The organism is Kocuria sp. NBRC 114282, assembly GCF_030268385.1.
Taxonomy (GTDB): Bacteria; Actinomycetota; Actinomycetes; order Actinomycetales; family Micrococcaceae; genus Kocuria; species Kocuria palustris.
The window spans coordinates 73,961-90,159 of sequence record NZ_BSQO01000008.1 but is presented as its reverse complement, the minus strand read 5'-3'; the positions used below and the strand labels follow the sequence as shown (position 1 = coordinate 90,159).

Sequence of the window (16,199 nt, the reverse complement as noted above, 5' to 3'; positions counted from 1 at the left end):
CACCAGCAAGCTGGTGCTTCAGCGTTCGACTTGCATGTGTTAAGCACGCCGCCAGCGTTCGTCCTGAGCCAGGATCAAACTCTCCGTTGAAAAACGAAAAACCATACCTGGCTGGAATCAAAAATAATGATCGTCCAGCGCGTCACGGGAACGAGACGCACTGACGCATCAGCTGATCCAACCAAACAAAAAATTGCTTGAACTGGTATCAGCAGACAATTTGGCACACTATCGAGTTCTCAAACAACAGACGATCAACCAGCCCGTTTCACCAGGCCCGCGAAGATCAGTTCCTTGCTGGACCGTGCCGCTGCGTCATCCGCAGCTTGAGCACCCGTCCGAAGCACTCCGCTACATTACCCGTCGCCCTCCCTCAGGTCAACTCGCCGTCTCCGGCGGATGAACTCTCAGAAATCCTGCGACGCGCTGCATGCAGTCCGTGACAGGAGGCCTTCCGGCTGCTCCGTGCCGTCCGGACTGCCGGAGCGACGAAGAAGAACACTACACACGTCCCCCGCTGCGCGCAAACGAGAAGGGGCCCGCCCCCGCGTTCCGTGCGCGAGGACGGGCCGCTTCCCTGCTCAGTCGGCTGCTGTCTCCGGCACCGAGCCTGCGACGGCCTGTCGCCACTGCGAGCTGCGCGCCCGCCGCCGGCCAGTCAGTTCGTCGGCCGGAGCCAGACCGCACCCAGCGGCGGCAGGTCCAGCACCGCGTGGGCCGGCTGCGCGTACTGGGGCTCATCCACGGCCGTGACCGATCCGTTCACCACGCCCGAGCCGCCGAAGCGGAGGTCGTCCGTGTTCAGGACCTCCTCCCACTGCCCGCCGCGAGGCAGCGGCAGATGGAAGCCGTCGTGGGGCATGCCCGCGAAGTTGACCGCGCAGACGAGCGGCTCGCCGGCGGTGTCCCAGCGCACGAACGACATGGTGCAGCCCTGGCTGTCGTTGGCATCCAGCCAGGTGAAGCCCTCCGGCGCGTTGTCCTGCGCCCACAGCGCCGGAGTCTGCTTGTAGATCTCGTTCAGCTCCACGACCAAGCGCTGGATGCCCTGGTGCGGCTCCGTCTCCGCGAGCCACCAGTCCAGCGACTTGTCGTTGTCCCACTCGGCGTCCTGCGCGAACTCGGTGCCCATGAAGATCAGCTGCTTGCCGGGATGCGCCCACATGTACGCGAGGTAGGCCCGGACGTTGGCGAGCTGCTGCCAGCGGTCTCCTGGCATCTTGCGCAGCAGGGAGCCCTTGCCGTAGACGACCTCGTCGTGCGAGATCGGGAGGATGAAGTTCTCGGAGTACGCGTACACCATGGAGAACGTCAGCTTGCCGTGGTGGTAGCTGCGGTTCACGGGGTCCTCGCCCATGTACTCGAGCGAGTCATGCATCCAGCCCATGTTCCACTTGATGCCGAAGCCCAGACCGTTGCCGCTGGTGGGACGAGTGACTCCCGGGAATGCCGTGGACTCCTCGGCGATCATCACCGTGCCGGGGCTGCGGCGGTAGGCCGTGGCGGTGGCCTCCTGCAGGAACGAGATGGCCTCCAGGTTCTCCCGCCCTCCGAACTGGTTCGGCTCCCACTCGCCGTGCTCGCGCGAGTAGTCGAGGTAGAGCATCGAAGCCACGGCGTCCACGCGCAGGCCGTCGACGTGGAACTCCTCGAGCCAGTACAGGGCGTTGGCCACGAGGAAGTTGCGGACCTCGGTGCGCCCGTAGTCGAAGATCAGGGTGCCCCAGTCCTTGTGCTCGCCGCGGCGGGGATCCGGGTGCTCGTAGAGCGGTGCGCCGTCGAAGCGGGCCAGGGCGAAGTCGTCCTTGGGGAAGTGCCCGGGGACCCAGTCGACGAGCACGCCGATGCCGGCCTGGTGGAGGGCGTCGACGAGGTGTTTGAAGTCATCGGGATCGCCGAAGCGCGACGTGGGGGCGTAGTAGCCCGTGACCTGGTAGCCCCACGAGCCGCCGAACGGGTGCTCGGCCACCGGCATGAACTCCACGTGGGTGAACCCGTGGGCCTTGACGTAGTCGACGAGCTCGGTGGCCAGGTCCCGGTAGCTCAGCCCCTGGCGCCACGAGCCGATGTGGACCTCGTAGACGCTCATGGGACCGCTGTGCGGGTCCGTCTGCGCGCGGCGCTCCATCCACTCGTCGTCGCCGAACGTGTATTCGCTGTCGAGGACGCGGGAGCCGGTCAGCGGCGGCACCTCGCTCCAGCGGGCCATGGGGTCCGCCTTGTCCTTCCACTGCCCGTCCGGGCCCATGATGCGGAACTTGTAGATGGCACCGTGGCCGACGCCCGGGACGAAGAGCTCCCAGACGCCGCTGCCGCCGAGCGAGCGCATGGCGTGCTCGGTGCCGTCCCAGCCGTTGAAGTCGCCGATGACGCGCACGGCTCGGGCATTGGGGGCCCAGACGGCGAAGCTCGTGCCGCGGGTCTCGCCGAAGCTCGAGGGCCAGCTGCGCACACGGGCGCCCAGGACCTTCCAGAGCTCCTCGTGCCGGCCCTCGCCGATCAGATGCAGGTCCATCTCGCCCACGGTCGGAGTGCTGCGGTACGGATCGTCGACCTCGAGGCTGTGGCCGCCGTCCCAGGTCACGCGCAGGCGGTAGTCGGGGATGCCGCCGTCCGAGGTCGCGGGGATGCGACCGGTGAAGATGCCGCCCCACTCGTGGCTGAGGAGGTGCACGGAGCCGTCTCCGGTGATCGCCTCGACCTTCTGGGCGAAGCGCCGCAGGGTGCGGACCACGACGGTGCCGTCGTCCTGCGGATGCGCGCCGAGCACGCAGTGCGGATCGTAGTACCGGCCCTCGGCGACAGCCGCCAGGACATCCTCGGAGATGGTGTGGGACACGTGGTGCTCGCTTCCGCTGGTCTCGTCCGTCTCCGCCTGCGGTGTTGCGGCGGGGGGCTCCGGGGCGGAGCCTTCCTGCTGGTCGGGGGTCGGCTCCGCGCCGCCCCGGATGGCCTGATCGGCCTGGTACTGCGAGGGTACGCCCGCAGCAGCTGCGCTCGGGCCCGGCACGACGGCCGAGGTCTCGACCGGTGCACCAGAAGCCTCCGACGCGGTGCCCCCCGTCCCCCGGACATCCGAGGGCTCGTCGGCCGTCTCCTGGTCGCCAGAGAGCGCACCGGCCGCGGCACCGGCTGCGGGGTCGACGGCGGCCGAAGACTGGGAGCCGCCGAGCGCGCTGAGCACGGCCCTGAGCGGGACGTCGACCCAGTCGGGGCGATTGCGTGACTCGTAGACGACCTCGTACATGGCCTTGTCCAGCCACAGCGCCTGGAACAGGGGATCACGGCGCTCCACGATTGTGTGGGTCACGGCGGTCCAGCCCTCGAGCAGCGCCTCGGCGGCCGCCTGACCCCACTGCTCGGTGTCGCGCCCGGACTCGCGCTGCCCGAACGCTGCGGCGTAGTCCAGCGAGCGCAGCATCCCCACGACGTCGCGCAGGGGAAGGTCTGCGGCCGAGCGCTCCGACATCTCGCGCAGCGGCTCGCCCTCGAAATCAAGGATGCGGAAGGCGCCGTCGGGACCGCGCAGCACCTGGCCCAGGTGGTAGTCGCCGTGGATGCGCTGCAGCTCGGGCAGCTGCTCGACCTCGCGGGCGCGGGCGATGACCGAGTCCAGCTCCTGCTCCAGCCCGCCCGGACGGTCGCCCATCTGATCGCGGGCCCATTCCAGACGCCCGGACAGCGACTCCAGCAGCGCCTCGCGCCGGGGCCCGAGGGCCTCCTGCGTGCCGAAGGCGGAGGCGAGGTCGCGGTGCATGCGCGCCGTGGCACGGCCGAGCTCGCGGGCCTCCGCGGCGAAGGAGCGGCCTTCGGCGGCGGCCTCGACGGCCAGGCGCCAGGCATCCTGGGCGCCGTCGACGAACTCCGCGGCCACGACCGACTGCCCGACGGCCTGGCGCTGGCCGTCGTCGTCGCCGGTCTCCGGCCAGGTGATCTCGGCCCAGCCCCAGGTCCGTGCCACCACGGAGCAGCCGAGGTCGGTCAGCTCGCGTCCGACCTCGACGTCCGGGTTCTCCCCCTCGCCGAGGATGCGGAAGAACTTGAGGATCAGCGCGTCCTCGCCGGGCTCGACGGGGCGCAGCACCACCGAGGTGTTCGACTGCTCGCCGGCGATCACCTGCACCTGCTCGGCTGCCTTCACGCCCGAGACCGGGGTCAGCGAGTCGTTGGCCGCCCCCGTCATGGCCGCGCGGCGCCCGCCGATCTGCGAGCCCTTGCGCAGCAGGCCCAGCACGGCGTCCAGGAACTCCGGCTGATCCACGGCCTCCCGGACGTGGCGCGTCCCTGCGGAGGTCTCGAAGGAGCCGATCTGCTGGTCGAAGGCCGAGGCGGAGGTCTCCAGCGGCACCTGGACGATGCGCGTCCCGGACGGGGTGCCCGCCCGCAGGAGGTGGATCGCCAGGCCCTCGTCCTCGGGCGAGGCGCCGGCCGGGGACTCGGACAGCGGGATCACCGCGGCCGTCTCGAGGCTCAGCTGCTCGGGGTCGCCGTCGAAGGGGAACCAGCGCCTCGAGGGCAGCCAGCCGCGCAGCACCTCCTCGAGGCTGCGCGCCGGGTGCGACGACGGGTTCACGGCGGACATGTCAGGTCTCCTGTGCAGGTGGTGCGGGTGAACGGGCGAGGACGAGCTCAGCCGAGGCTGGTGATGATCGGCATGGACTGCGTGGGCGGCTGAACTCCCGAGGCGTCGGGCGCGCTGCGGACCCTCAGCCAGAAGAAGTCCTGGGAGCCCAGCGTCACCCGGTAGGTGCCGTCGTCGTCGACCTTGCCGAACGGCTCGCCGCCGAAGACCTCGCGCAGGCCGCGCCCGGCGAACTCCGGCAGATCGATCGTGCTGGCGGCCGGGGTGTGCGACAGGTTGAAGATGCACACCAGCGTCTCCGCCTGCTCCTCGTGCCGCTCGTCCTGGGGATGGAACTCCCGGACGAAGGCGAAGACCGACTCGTGCCCGGAGTCCACGGAGCGGAACTCGCCCATGCCGAAGGCCGGGTGCTCGCGGCGCACCAGCAGCATGCGGCGCAGCCAGTGCAGCAGCGACGACGACGAGGCCAGCTGCGCCTCGACGTTCGTCTGCGTGTAGTGGTGCACGAGCGACTGGATCACCGGCAGGTACAGCTTGCCCGGATCCGCCTCCGAGAAGCCGGCATTGCGGTCCGGGGTCCACTGCATGGGCGTTCGGGAGGCGTCGCGGTCATCGAGCCAGATGTTGTCGCCCATGCCGATCTCGTCGCCGTAGTACAGGAACGGGCTGCCCGGCAGCGCGAGCAGCAGCGCATGGATCAGCTCGATCTCGGCCCGCGAGTTGTCCAGCAGCGGGGCGAGACGGCGACGGATGCCGACATTGGCGCGCATGCGCGGATCCGGGGCGTACCAGCCGAGCATCGCCTGGCGCTCCTCGGGGGTGACCATCTCGAGCGTGAGCTCGTCGTGGTTGCGCAGGAACGTGCCCCACTGCGTGCCCTCGGGGATCCGCGGGGTGGTCGCCATGGTGTCGATCAGCGGCTGAGCCCGCTGGTCGCGCAGGGCGTAGAAGATCCGCGGCATGATCGGGAAGTGGAAGCACATGTGGCACTCCGGGGCCTCCGCCGAGCCGAAGTACTCGACGACCTCCTCCGGGGGCTGGTTCGCCTCGGCGATGATCACGCGGCCGGGGTACTCGCGGTCGACCATCTCGCGAAGGCCCACCAGGAAGTCATGGGTGCCGGGGAGGTTCTCGCAGTTGGTGCCCTCCTCCTCCACCAGATACGGGATGGCATCGGCCCGGAAGCCGTCGATGCCCATGTCGAGCCAGAAGCGCACCACGTCGTAGACGGCCTCGACGACCTTGGGGTTCTCGAAGTTCAGATCCGGCTGATGCGAGAAGAAGCGGTGCCAGAAGAACTGCCGGCGCACCGGGTCGAAGGTCCAGTTCGACTCCTCGGTGTCCACGAAGATGATCCGCGCCTCGGAGTACAGCTCATCCGTGTCCGACCAGACGTAGAAGTCGCCGTACGGGCCCTCAGGGTCCTCGCGGGAGGCCTGGAACCACTCGTGCTGATCCGAGGTGTGGTTCAGAGGCAGATCCGTGATGACGCGCAGACCGCGGGCGTGGGCCTCGGCGACCAGGCGCTTGAAGTCGGAGACGGTGCCGAACTCGTCGAGCACCGAGTAGTAGTCCGAGATGTCGTAGCCGCCGTCGCGCAGGGGCGATTCGTAGAACGGCGGGATCCAGAGGCAGTCGATGCCGAGCCACTGGAGGTAGTCCAGCCTCTCGATCAGACCCGAGAAGTCTCCCGAGCCGTCGCCGTTGGCATCCGAGAAGGCGCGCACGAGGACCTCGTAGAACACTGCCTTGCGGAACCAGTCCGGATCGTGCGAGATCCCCGGGGCGTTGACTCCGAAGCTGGCCGGGTTGATGGCATTCACGTGCGGTGCATCTCCTGCTGCTGGTTTCGTGCTGCGGAACGGGCCGGGCGCCGCGGCGGGCGCCCGGCCCGGGTAGTGCTCGCGGATCGTCCGCGCTCAGCGCCGGCGACGCACACTGACGATGTGGACGGGCTCGTAGAACGGGTCCAGGCGGACCCACACGCGATCGCCCCAGGACCAGGACTCTCCCGTGAGCAGCTCATCGGCTGCGAAGGTCCCGTCCTCGGCGCGATCCTGCGGGGCCAGGCGCAGGGCCTCCAGGTCGAGCTCGATGTTCGCGGTGCGCACCGAATGCGGATCGGTGTTCGCCACGACGATCAGCGTGTCCTCGTGGTCCCCGTCCGGCCCCTGGACCGTCTTGGTCTTGGAGAAGCACAGGATGGCGTCGTCGTCGGTGGGGTGCAGGGTCAGGTTCTGCAGGTCCCCGAGGGCCGGGTGCTCGTGGCGCAGCTGGTTGAGGCGGCGCACGTAGGGCGCCAGCGAATCGCCGCGGACCTCCGCGTCCTTGAAGTCGCGCGGGCGGTACTCGAACTTCTCGGAGTCGATCGACTCCTCGGCGCCCGGGCGCTGGACGTTCTCGTAGAGCTCGTAGCCGGCGTACATGCCCCACAGGGGCGAGGCCGTGGCCGCGATCGCCGCTCGGATCTTGAACGCCGGGCGCCCGCCCTCCACGAAATAGGACGTGAGGATGTCCGGGGTGTTCACGAAGAAGTTCGGACGGTACTGGGCGGCGGTCTCCCGGGTGACCTCCTCCAGGTACTCCTCGAGCTCCCACTTGGCGTTGCGCCAGGTGAAGTACGAGTACGACTGCTGGAAGCCGGCCTTGGCCAGGCCCTGCATCATGGCCGGGCGAGTGAAGGCCTCGGCCAGGAAGACGACGCCGTCGTCGATCTTCCGGACCCGATCGAGCAGCCACTCCCAGAACCACAGCGGCTTGGTATGCGGATTGTCCACGCGGAAGATCCGCACGCCGTGGGAGATCCACAGCTGCACGATCCGCAGGACCTCCCGGCACAGCCCCTCGGGGTCGTTGTCGAAGTTGATCGGATAGATGTCCTGGTACTTCTTGGGCGGGTTCTCCGCATACGCGATCGTGCCGTCGGCGCGCGTGGTGAACCACTCCGGGTGCTGCTGGACCCAGGGGTGATCCGGGGAGGCCTGCAGCGCGAGGTCCAGGGCGACCTCGAGACCCAGCTCCCGGGCGCGGGCGACGAAGTCGTCGAAGTCCTCGAAGGTCCCCAGATCAGGATGGATGGCGTCGTGGCCGCCGTCCTCGCTGCCGATCGCCCAGGGCGAGCCCGGATCGTTCGGACCCGCGTGCAGGGTGTTGTTCGGCCCCTTGCGGTGCGCGTGCCCGATCGGGTGGATCGGCGGCATGTAGAGGACGTCGAAGCCCATGTCCGCGACGGCGGGCAGGCGCTCGGCCGCGGTGCGGAAGGTGCCCGAGCGGAAGCCGCCCGTGGTCTCATCGCGCACGGCGCCCTCGGAGCGGGGGAAGAACTCGTACCAGGCGCCGCGACCGGCGGCATCGCGCTCGACGCGCAGCGGCAGGGGCTCGGAGCTGGTCACGAGGCTGCGGATCGGCGAGGCGGCGACGATCTCCAGGACCGAGCGGTCCGCGGCGCGGGCGAATCGCTGGCTGGCGGGGATCGAACGATCCTTCAGCTGCTCGGCGATCTCGCCCAGCAGGCGTCGCTGCGACTCGGGGCGCTCGGCCTCCGAGGCGGCGCGCTCGAAGACGACCACGCCCTCGTCCATCATCAGCTCGACGTCCTGCCCGACACCGAGCTTGACCTCGGCGGCGTGGCGCCAGGTCTCGTACAGATCGCCCCAGCCCTCGACGGTGAAGCTCCACTCGCCCTCGGCATCGGGGCGGACCCAGCCCTCGTAGCGATCGGTGCCCGGGGCGCTGAGGCTCATGGCAGTGCGCTGGTGCTCCCGGCCCTGCGGGTCACGCAGCACGGCGGTCACGCCGAGGGCGTCGTGCCCCTCGCGGTAGACGGTCGCGGCGATGCGGATGTCCTCGCCGGGCAGGGCGGTGGCGGGACGGCGCCCGCACAGCACGGACGGGGACACGTTCTCGATGGGAATGCGTCCGTAGACGAGACCGGACAGATCGACGGGCTCGACGGCGGCAGCCGGGGCAGCAGGGGCCCCCGCGGCGGACGGCGCGCTCGAGCTGGGCTCGGGAGCGGAGGCGGAGTCTCGGGGCGGCTTGGGCATGCTCTTGGAGGTCACCCCCACACCGTAGTCAGTCCGGCGGTCCATGGTGAAGCAGGTCACGAGCGATTTTCCGGGCGACGGCCCGTATCGCTGCGCAGACAGGGCCGTGGAATCCGAGGGGGCCTCGTCCGGAGCCCTCTGCGGCGCTAGGCTCCGGAGGTGTGAAGGCCATCAGAAGGTTCACCGTCCGGACGTCCCTCCCCGAGTCGATCAGTGCGCTGAGCCGACTGGCCGCCAATCTGCGCTGGTCCTGGCACCGGCCCACCGAGCAGCTCTTCCGGGATCTCGGCCCGGAGGCCTGGGAGGCCTCCGGCGGGGATCCCGTCCAGGTCCTGGGCTCGCTGACCCGCGAGGAGATCCAGCAGATCGCCGAGGACGACGAGCTCGTCCGGCGCATCGACGCCTTGGGCCGCGACCTCGAGACCTACCTGAGCGAGCCGCTGTGGTACCAGCGCGAGCACGGTCGCGACGGCGCGCGCTCGATCGCCTACTTCTCCGCCGAGTACGGCATCACCTCCGTGCTGCCGCAGTACTCGGGCGGTCTCGGCATCCTGGCCGGCGATCACCTCAAGACCGCCTCCGACATGGGCGTGCCCGTGGTGGGCGTGGGCCTGCTGTACCAGAACGGCTACTTCAACCAGTCGCTGTCGCGCGACGGGTGGCAGCTCGAGGACTACCCCGTCCTGGACCCGCAGGGCCTGCCCCTCACGCTGCTGCGCGAACCTGACGGCTCCCCTGCGAGGATCTGGCTGCCCATGCCTGACGGCGGGCGGCTGGGCGCCCAGATCTGGCGTGCCGACGTGGGGCGCGTCCCGCTGCTGCTGCTCGACTCCCAGATCACCGAGAACGACGACGTCTTCCGCGGCGTCACGGACCGCCTCTACGGCGGCGGGGGCGAGCACCGCCTCCAGCAGGAGCTGCTGCTGGGCATGGGCGGCATTCGCGCGCTGCGCGAGTTCTCACGGCTCACCGGCGCCCCCGACCCGGAGGTCTTCCACTGCAACGAGGGCCACGCGGGCTTCGCCGGAATCGAGCGCATCGCCGAGCTGATGAGCCCCGGCACCGACGGCGGCGGGGGCATGTCCTGGCTCGAGGCCCTCACCGCGGTGCGCGCCTCGACTGTGTTCACCACGCACACCCCGGTCCCGGCCGGCATCGACCGCTTCGAGCGCGAGATGATCGAGCGCTTCTTCTCCACCGAGCTGGCCGGGCCCGCCCCTCTCGAGGAGATCCTGGCTCTGGGGCGCGAGGACCACGACGGCGGCGACGGCAGCCGGTTCAACATGGCCGTCATGGGCCTGCGCCTGGCCCAGCGGGCCAACGGCGTGGCCAAGCTGCACGGCGCGGTGTCGCGGCAGATGTTCTCCGGGCTGTGGAACGGCTTCGACACCGACGAGGTCCCCATCTCGTCGGTGACCAACGGCGTGCACGTGCCGACCTGGATCGATCCGCGCATGGAGGCCCTGGCCGTGGACCGGTCGCAGCCGGATCTGCGCGCGCGCTGGCGGGCTGTGGCCGAGGTCCCGGACGAGCAGCTGTGGCGCGTGCGCGCCGAGATGCGCGCGGATCTGGTGGCCGATGTCCGTCGACGCCTGCGCGCGTCGTGGAAGCAGCGCGGCGCCGCTGATGCCGAGCTGAGCTGGACCGATTCGGTGCTCGATCCGGAGGTCCTCACGATCGGCTTCGCCCGACGGGTGCCCACCTACAAGCGCCTGACCCTGATGCTGCGCGATCCGCAGCGCCTCAAGCGCCTGCTGCTGGACCCCGTGCGCCCCGTCCAGCTCGTGATCGCCGGCAAGTCCCACCCTGCCGACGAGATGGGCAAGCGCATGATCCAGGACCTGGTGCGCTTCACCGACGACCCCGAGGTCCGCCACCGCATCGTGTTCCTGCCGAACTACGACATGTCGATGGCGCGCACCCTGTTCCCGGGCTGCGACGTCTGGCTCAACAACCCCCTGCGACCGCTCGAGGCCTGCGGCACCTCCGGGATGAAGGCCGCGATCAACGGCGGGCTCAATCTCTCGGTGCTCGACGGCTGGTGGGACGAGCTCTACGACGGCCAGAACGGCTGGGCGATCCCGACCGCCGACAACCGGGCCTCCGACGATGAGCGGGACAGCATCGAGGCCGCAGCGCTCTACGAGCTGATCGAGAACCACGTGGCGCCCCGGTTCTACAACGAGATCCACGACGCCGGGGCGGACCGCGTCCCCCATCAGTGGCTGGCCATGGTGCGCCACACGCTCACCACCCTGGGGCCCAGCGTCTCGGCCGCTCGCATGGTCGCGGACTACGTCGAGCAGCTCTACCTGCCGGCCGCCCGGGCCGGCCGCGCCGCCTCCGCGGCCGATCACGCCCAGGCCCGCTCCACGGCGGCCTGGGTCGCCCGGGTCCGCCAGGGCTGGGCGGGCGTGCGGATCGAGCATGTGCGCACCGGGGGGCTGCACTCCGAGCCGCAGATCGGCGATGCCATCGAGGTCACCGCCTACGTCCGGCTCGGCGAGCTGAGCCCCGAGGACGTCCGCGTCGAGGTCGGCTTCGGCCGGGTCTCGGGCAGCGATCACATCCACGAGCGCAAGCACCAGGATCTGAGTGAGGTCCAGCGCACCGATTCCGGGGACTGGGCCTTCACCGGATCCTTCACGATCGACCGATCGGGTCCGTTCGGCTACACGGTGCGCGTGCTTCCCGACGGGGACGGGCTGACCACCAGCGCCGAGCTGGGCCTGGTGGTCAGCGCCTGAGACGCTGAGAGCGGCTGAGCACGAGGCGTCCTCGGCTCCGGTGCCGAGGTCTTCAGTCGAGCGACAGCGCGCCCACCGTCATGGCCGGCAGCGCGAGCGCGTCTCCCCCGCGCAGGATGCGCCCGTAGGAGCTGCGCAGCTCGGCATCGGTCGAGAAGACGAACTCGACGGCGCGCTCAGCAGCCTCCGCCGCTCCGTGCGGCGCATCGGGGCCCTCCGCCTCGGGGTTCGGCGTCTCCAGATGCGCCGCGACCGCGTGGGGGTCGTCCTCGGTGAAGAGGGACTCGGACAGGTGCGGGATCCGGAACTCGATGTCGCGCAAGGTCCCGTTGAGCACCACGAGCCCGGCCACGCCCCCATGGCGGGCGCGCACCAGCATCTGCACGGCGCGGGCTCCCTCCGCCTCCCAGTCCTCGGCCCGCATGAGCCTGCCCTCAGGGGTGAACCACAGGACCCGGATGTCCTCCGGGCGCATCATGTAGTCCTCGGCCTGCAGGGACATGAACCGGCGCCGGACCTGCAGCGCCTCCTTGGTGGCCGCCAGCATGGCCCGCTCTGCGGGAGTGTGCCGCCAGCTCACGTAGCCGATCGGCCCGTCCTGGCAGTACGCGTTGTTGTTGCCGCCCTGGCTGCGCAGCATCTCGTCACCGGCGGTGATCATGGGCACCCCCTGCGAGAGCACCAGCGTGGCCATCAGGTTGCGCGCCGTGCGCGTCCGGGCGCTGCGCACGGTGCCTGAGCGGCTGGGCCCCTCTTCGCCGTGGTTCCACGAGTGGTTGTCGTTCGTGCCGTCACGATTGTCCTCGCGATTGGCCTCGTTGTGCTTGTGGTCGTACGTCGTCAGGTCGTGCAGCGTGAAGCCGTCGTGGGCCGTCACGAAGTTCACCGACGACAGCGGCGTGCGTCCGGAGGCCGCGAAGCGCCCCGGCGAGCCCACGAGCACGTCTGCCATGCGCGAGAGCCCGCCCCCGGGGGCTCCGGCGGACATGGCGCGCTGCTCGGTGAGCCAGAAGTCGCGCACGGTGTCGCGGTAGATGTCGTTCCAGTCGGCCCAGCCGGGAGGGAAGTGCCCCGTCTGCCAGCCGCCCATGCCCACGTCCCAGGGCTCCGAGATCAGCTTGGAGCCGCCGATCGCGGGATCCGCCACGGCGGCGACCAAGAACGGGTGGCGGGCGGTGAAGCTGTGCGAGGAGTCCCGGCCCAGCGCAGGTGCCAGATCGAAGCGGAAGCCGTCGACGTGGCAGACCTCGACCCAGTAGCGCAGGGAGTCCAGCGCCATGCGCACGACCTCGGGCCGGGAGAAGTCCAGCGTGTTGCCGCAGCCCGTGACGTCGAGGTAGTTGCCGCTGTCGTCGTGGCGGTACCACTGCCGGTCCCCCAGCCCGCGCCAGCAGTAGGGCTGCTCGCCCATGCCCGCCTCTGCGGTGTGGTTGTAGACGACGTCCAGGATGACCTCGATGCCCGCTGCGTGCAGGTCCTTGACCATCTGCTTGAACTCGTCGATGACCCCCTGCGGTCCGCGCTCCTGCGAGGCGCGGGAGGCATAGGCCCTGTGCGGGGCGAAGAAGGACAGCGTGTTGTAGCCCCAGTGGTTGCTCAGCCCGCTGGCCGTGAGATGAGGCTCGTCCAGATGGGCGTGCACCGGCAGCAGCTCGACGGCGGAGATGCCCAGCGAGCTCAGGTGCTCGATCATCACGGGGTGGGCGAGGCCTGCGTACGTTCCGCGCAGCTCCTCCGGAATGCCCGGGTGGTGGATCGTCAGGCCCTTGACGTGGGCCTCGTAGATCACGGTGTCGCGCCAGGGGATGTCCGGGGCGAGGTCCCCGGCCCAGTCGAAGGCGTCGTCGATGATCTCGGAGACGTAGCGGCTGCCGTAGGTGTCCGGCTGGGTGACCCCGCGCTGTCCGGGTGCGCGATGGACCTGCCGCAGCCCCCGACCGTGGGGGTCCAGCAGGATCTGCTCGTCCAGCGGGGTGGAGCCGTCGTCGAGCAGCGACGAATCCGCCGCCACGAAGCCGTAGAGGGTCCCCCAGGGCATGGCGGAGCCGCCGCCGACGGCTCCCGGCACCAGGTCGAAGTGGATCCCGCCCTCGATCCGACGCAGCGTGTGGCGGCGCCAGCGGCCACCGGGCACCTGCCAGACCAGATCGAGGCGATCGACCCCGGGCGCCCAGACGGCCACGTTCGTGGCGTTCTCTCCGCCCAGTGCCTGGGAGATCCCGAGCGGACGGGGCCGTGAGCGCGCCGGCCCCGGCGCGGTCGGGCGCCTATGCAGAGTGTGCGGCACGACGGCACGAGGTCTCGTAGAGGGCGATGCCGACGGCCATGGACGCGTTCAGCGACTCCATCTCCGACTGGATCGGGATGGAGACGATCTGGTCGCAGTGCTCCGTCATCAGCCGGGAGAGGCCCCTGCCCTCCGAGCCCACGACGATGACCAGGGGCTCCGTGGCCAGGGACAGCCCCGGCAGATCGACCGAGCCGCCGCCGTCGAGCCCGACGACGAAGTACCCGCGGGACTTGGCGTACTCGACCGTGCGGTTGAGGTTGGTGGCCTGGGCCGCGGGGACACGGGCTGCGGCGCCGGCGCTGGTCTTCCAGGCGGTGGCGTTCAGCCCGGTCGAGCGGCGCTCGGGCAGTAGGACGCCGTCGCCGCCGAAGGCCGAGACGCTGCGCATGATCGCACCCAGGTTGCGGGGATCGGTGATGCCGTCCAGGGCGACGAACAGCGGAGCGCGCTCCGCCTCGCGATCGCGCTTCCAGCGCCGCATGGCCTCATCAAGCAGGTCGTCGGCGGCGCGGTACTCGTAGGGCGGCACCTGCAGGGCGATGCCCTGGTGCACGGCGTCCTCGGTCAGGCGGTCGAGCTCGGGGCGGGTGGCCTCCAGCACCGGGATGCCGCGACGGCTGCACAGCGTGAGGATCTCGCGGATGCGGTCATCCGCCTCGATCCGCACCATGATGTAGGCCGCCTTGGCGGGGATCTCTGCGCGCAGGGACTCCAGCACGGAGTTGCGCCCCGTCACGAGGTCCTCGGTCTTGCCCGGTCCGCGGCGGTTGGGACCGCGGCGCTGCCCGCGCTCGCCGGCGCCGGTGGCCGCGCGGTGCTCCACGGCCTTCTTCTGCTTGTAGGCCTTGTGGTACGGGCGATCCTCCGCGCGCGGGGTGGGGCCCTTGCCCTCGAGCTTCTTGCGGCCGTGGCCGCCGGTGCCCGCGGTGGGCCCCTTCTTCTTGGAGCTTCCGCTGCTCCGTCGGGGTGCTGACATGCTGTGCCGCCCATTCATCTCGTGACCGGTCGTGCCGGTCGTGGTCCAGTGCGCAGGCGCTGCGGACCCATGGGCCGCGCGCCCGCTTCGGTCTTCGGCCGGGAAGCCTCAGCCCAGCGTCCAGGTGGAGCCGCCGGCTCCGTCGGCCACGACGATCCCGGCCTCCGCCAGGGTGTCGCGCAGCCGGTCGGCCTCGGCCCAGTCCTTCTCGGCGCGAGCCGCGGCGCGGCGCTCGAGCAGGTCCTGCACCAGCTGATCGAGGGCCTCGTGCTCCTGGGCTCCGGCCCCCGCCTCGCCCAGGGCCATCAGTGCGCGCAGACCCAGGATCTCGGTCATCCCGGACACGGCGCGAGCGGCCGCGGCCAGCTCCGAGGCCTGCTCCGTACCCGCGTGCAGAGCGGTGTTGCCGGCCCGCACGCGGTCGTGCAGCACGCCCAGCGCTCGGGGGACGTTGAGGTCGTCGTCCATGACGGCGACGAAGTCCGCGGGGATGTCCGCAGGCTCCCAGTCCAGGTCCGCGCCCGCCGCCGAGGCCGCGACCAGGAAGGCCTCGATGCGCTCCACGGCTGCGGCCGCCTCCTCGAGCGAGGTGGGGCGGTAGTCCAGCACCGAGCGGTAGTGGGCCTGCCCGAGCATGTAGCGCACCACCAGGGGACGGTTCTCGGCGAGCATCTGCTGCGGATCCACGGTGTTGCCCAGGGACTTGGACATCTTCTCGCCCTGGTAGGCCACCAGCCCGTTGTGCAGCCAGAAGTTCGCGAAGCCCCGCCCTGCCGCCGCCGACTGGGCCAGCTCGTTCTCGTGGTGCGGGAAGCGCAGGTCCAGACCGCCGCCGTGGAAGTCGAAGCGATCGCCCAGGTAGCGCCCGGCCATGGCCGAGCACTCCAGGTGCCAGCCGGGGCGGCCGCGGCCCCACGGCGAGTCCCAGGACGCCGTGAGCGGGTCCTGGTCCTTGTGGCCCTTCCACAGCGCGAAGTCCCGGGGATCGCGCTTGCCGCGCGGGTCCGCGTCTGCGGCGTCCTGCATCTCGTCCAGGCGCTGATGGGTCAGCTCCCCGTAGCGGGGCCAGGAGCGGACGTCGAAGTAGACGTCCCCGGAGCCGTCCTGGGCCGGGTAGGCGTGGCCGCGCTCGATCAGCTCGGCGATCAGCTCGTGCATCTGCGGGATGTGCCCGGTGGCGCGCGGCTCGTACGTGGGGCGCTCGATGCCCAGAGCGTCGTAGGCCTGGTGGAAGACGCCCTCGAAGCGATAGGCCAGGGCCCACCAGGGCTCGTTCGGATGGTCTCCGTCGAAGCCCGGCTGCTCGGAGGCACGGGCCTTCTCCAGGATCTTGTCGTCGATGTCCGTCACGTTGCGCACGGCCGTGACCTTCAGACCGCGGAAGCGCAGCCAGCGGACGAGGATGTCGAAGACCAGCCCGGAGCGCACGTGCCCGATGTGCGGCCCGCTCTGCACGGTGGCGCCGCAGTAGTACAGGCTCGCCTCCCCCGGCACGACAGGTTCGAAGTCGCGGACGGAGGCTGAGGCGGTGTCGTAGAAGCGCAGTGTCACGCCCGGA

Annotated in this window: 7 protein-coding genes and 1 rRNA gene; 1 reads left to right on the top strand and 7 read right to left on the bottom strand. The window is 70.4% G+C overall.

Annotated elements, in window-relative coordinates:
• The 4 genes from QSJ40_RS11560 to QSJ40_RS11545 form a co-directional block, all read right to left on the bottom strand.
• Window positions 1-90, bottom strand: a 16S ribosomal RNA gene (locus QSJ40_RS11560); the annotation flags it as partial.
• Window positions 91-658: 568 nt separating this feature from the next.
• The gene (gene glgB, locus QSJ40_RS11555; protein ID WP_006214653.1) at window positions 659-4,582 is read right to left on the bottom strand and encodes a 1,4-alpha-glucan branching protein GlgB; all 3,924 of its coding nucleotides are present in this window, start codon (window positions 4,580-4,582) and stop codon (window positions 659-661) included.
• A gap of 47 nt (window positions 4,583-4,629) precedes the next feature.
• Window positions 4,630-6,405: a maltose alpha-D-glucosyltransferase gene (gene treS / locus QSJ40_RS11550; RefSeq protein WP_006214654.1), complete on the bottom strand. Its 1,776-nt coding sequence runs from the start codon at window positions 6,403-6,405 to the stop codon at window positions 4,630-4,632.
• Between the two features lie 96 nt (window positions 6,406-6,501).
• A complete protein-coding gene (locus tag QSJ40_RS11545; protein WP_081609505.1) occupies window positions 6,502-8,628 on the bottom strand; it encodes an alpha-1,4-glucan--maltose-1-phosphate maltosyltransferase in 2,127 nt (708 codons plus the stop codon).
• Window positions 8,629-8,789: 161 nt separating this feature from the next.
• On the opposite strand from QSJ40_RS11545, the gene glgP reads away from it, so the two are divergent.
• The gene (gene glgP, locus QSJ40_RS11540) at window positions 8,790-11,375 is read left to right on the top strand and encodes an alpha-glucan family phosphorylase (RefSeq protein ID WP_006214656.1); all 2,586 of its coding nucleotides are present in this window, start codon (window positions 8,790-8,792) and stop codon (window positions 11,373-11,375) included.
• Window positions 11,376-11,427: 52 nt separating this feature from the next.
• On the opposite strand, the gene glgX is transcribed toward glgP, so the two are convergent.
• The 3 genes from glgX to cysS form a co-directional block, all read right to left on the bottom strand.
• Window positions 11,428-13,662, bottom strand: a complete 2,235-nt coding sequence (gene glgX, locus QSJ40_RS11535; protein WP_285731080.1) for a glycogen debranching protein GlgX — start codon at window positions 13,660-13,662, stop codon at window positions 11,428-11,430.
• Window positions 13,643-14,641 carry a 23S rRNA (guanosine(2251)-2'-O)-methyltransferase RlmB gene (gene rlmB / locus QSJ40_RS11530; RefSeq protein ID WP_285731078.1) on the bottom strand — a complete coding sequence of 333 codons (999 nt, stop codon included), beginning with the start codon at window positions 14,639-14,641 and terminating at the stop codon, window positions 13,643-13,645. Before rlmB ends, glgX begins: the two co-directional genes overlap by 20 nt.
• Before the next feature lie 108 nt (window positions 14,642-14,749).
• Window positions 14,750-16,192 (bottom strand): cysteine--tRNA ligase, encoded by a 1,443-nt coding sequence (cysS, locus tag QSJ40_RS11525; protein ID WP_259871631.1) that lies wholly within the window; start codon window positions 16,190-16,192, stop codon window positions 14,750-14,752.
• Window positions 16,193-16,199 lie beyond the last annotated feature (7 nt).

Coding starts and splice junctions, on each gene's coding strand:
- QSJ40_RS11545 (WP_081609505.1), bottom strand. CDS start 8,628: ATGCCCAAGCCGCCCCGAGACTCCGCCTCCGCTCCCGAGCCCAGCTCG.
- rlmB (WP_285731078.1), bottom strand. CDS start 14,641: ATGTCAGCACCCCGACGGAGCAGCGGAAGCTCCAAGAAGAAGGGGCCC.
- glgB (WP_006214653.1), bottom strand. CDS start 4,582: ATGTCCGCCGTGAACCCGTCGTCGCACCCGGCGCGCAGCCTCGAGGAG.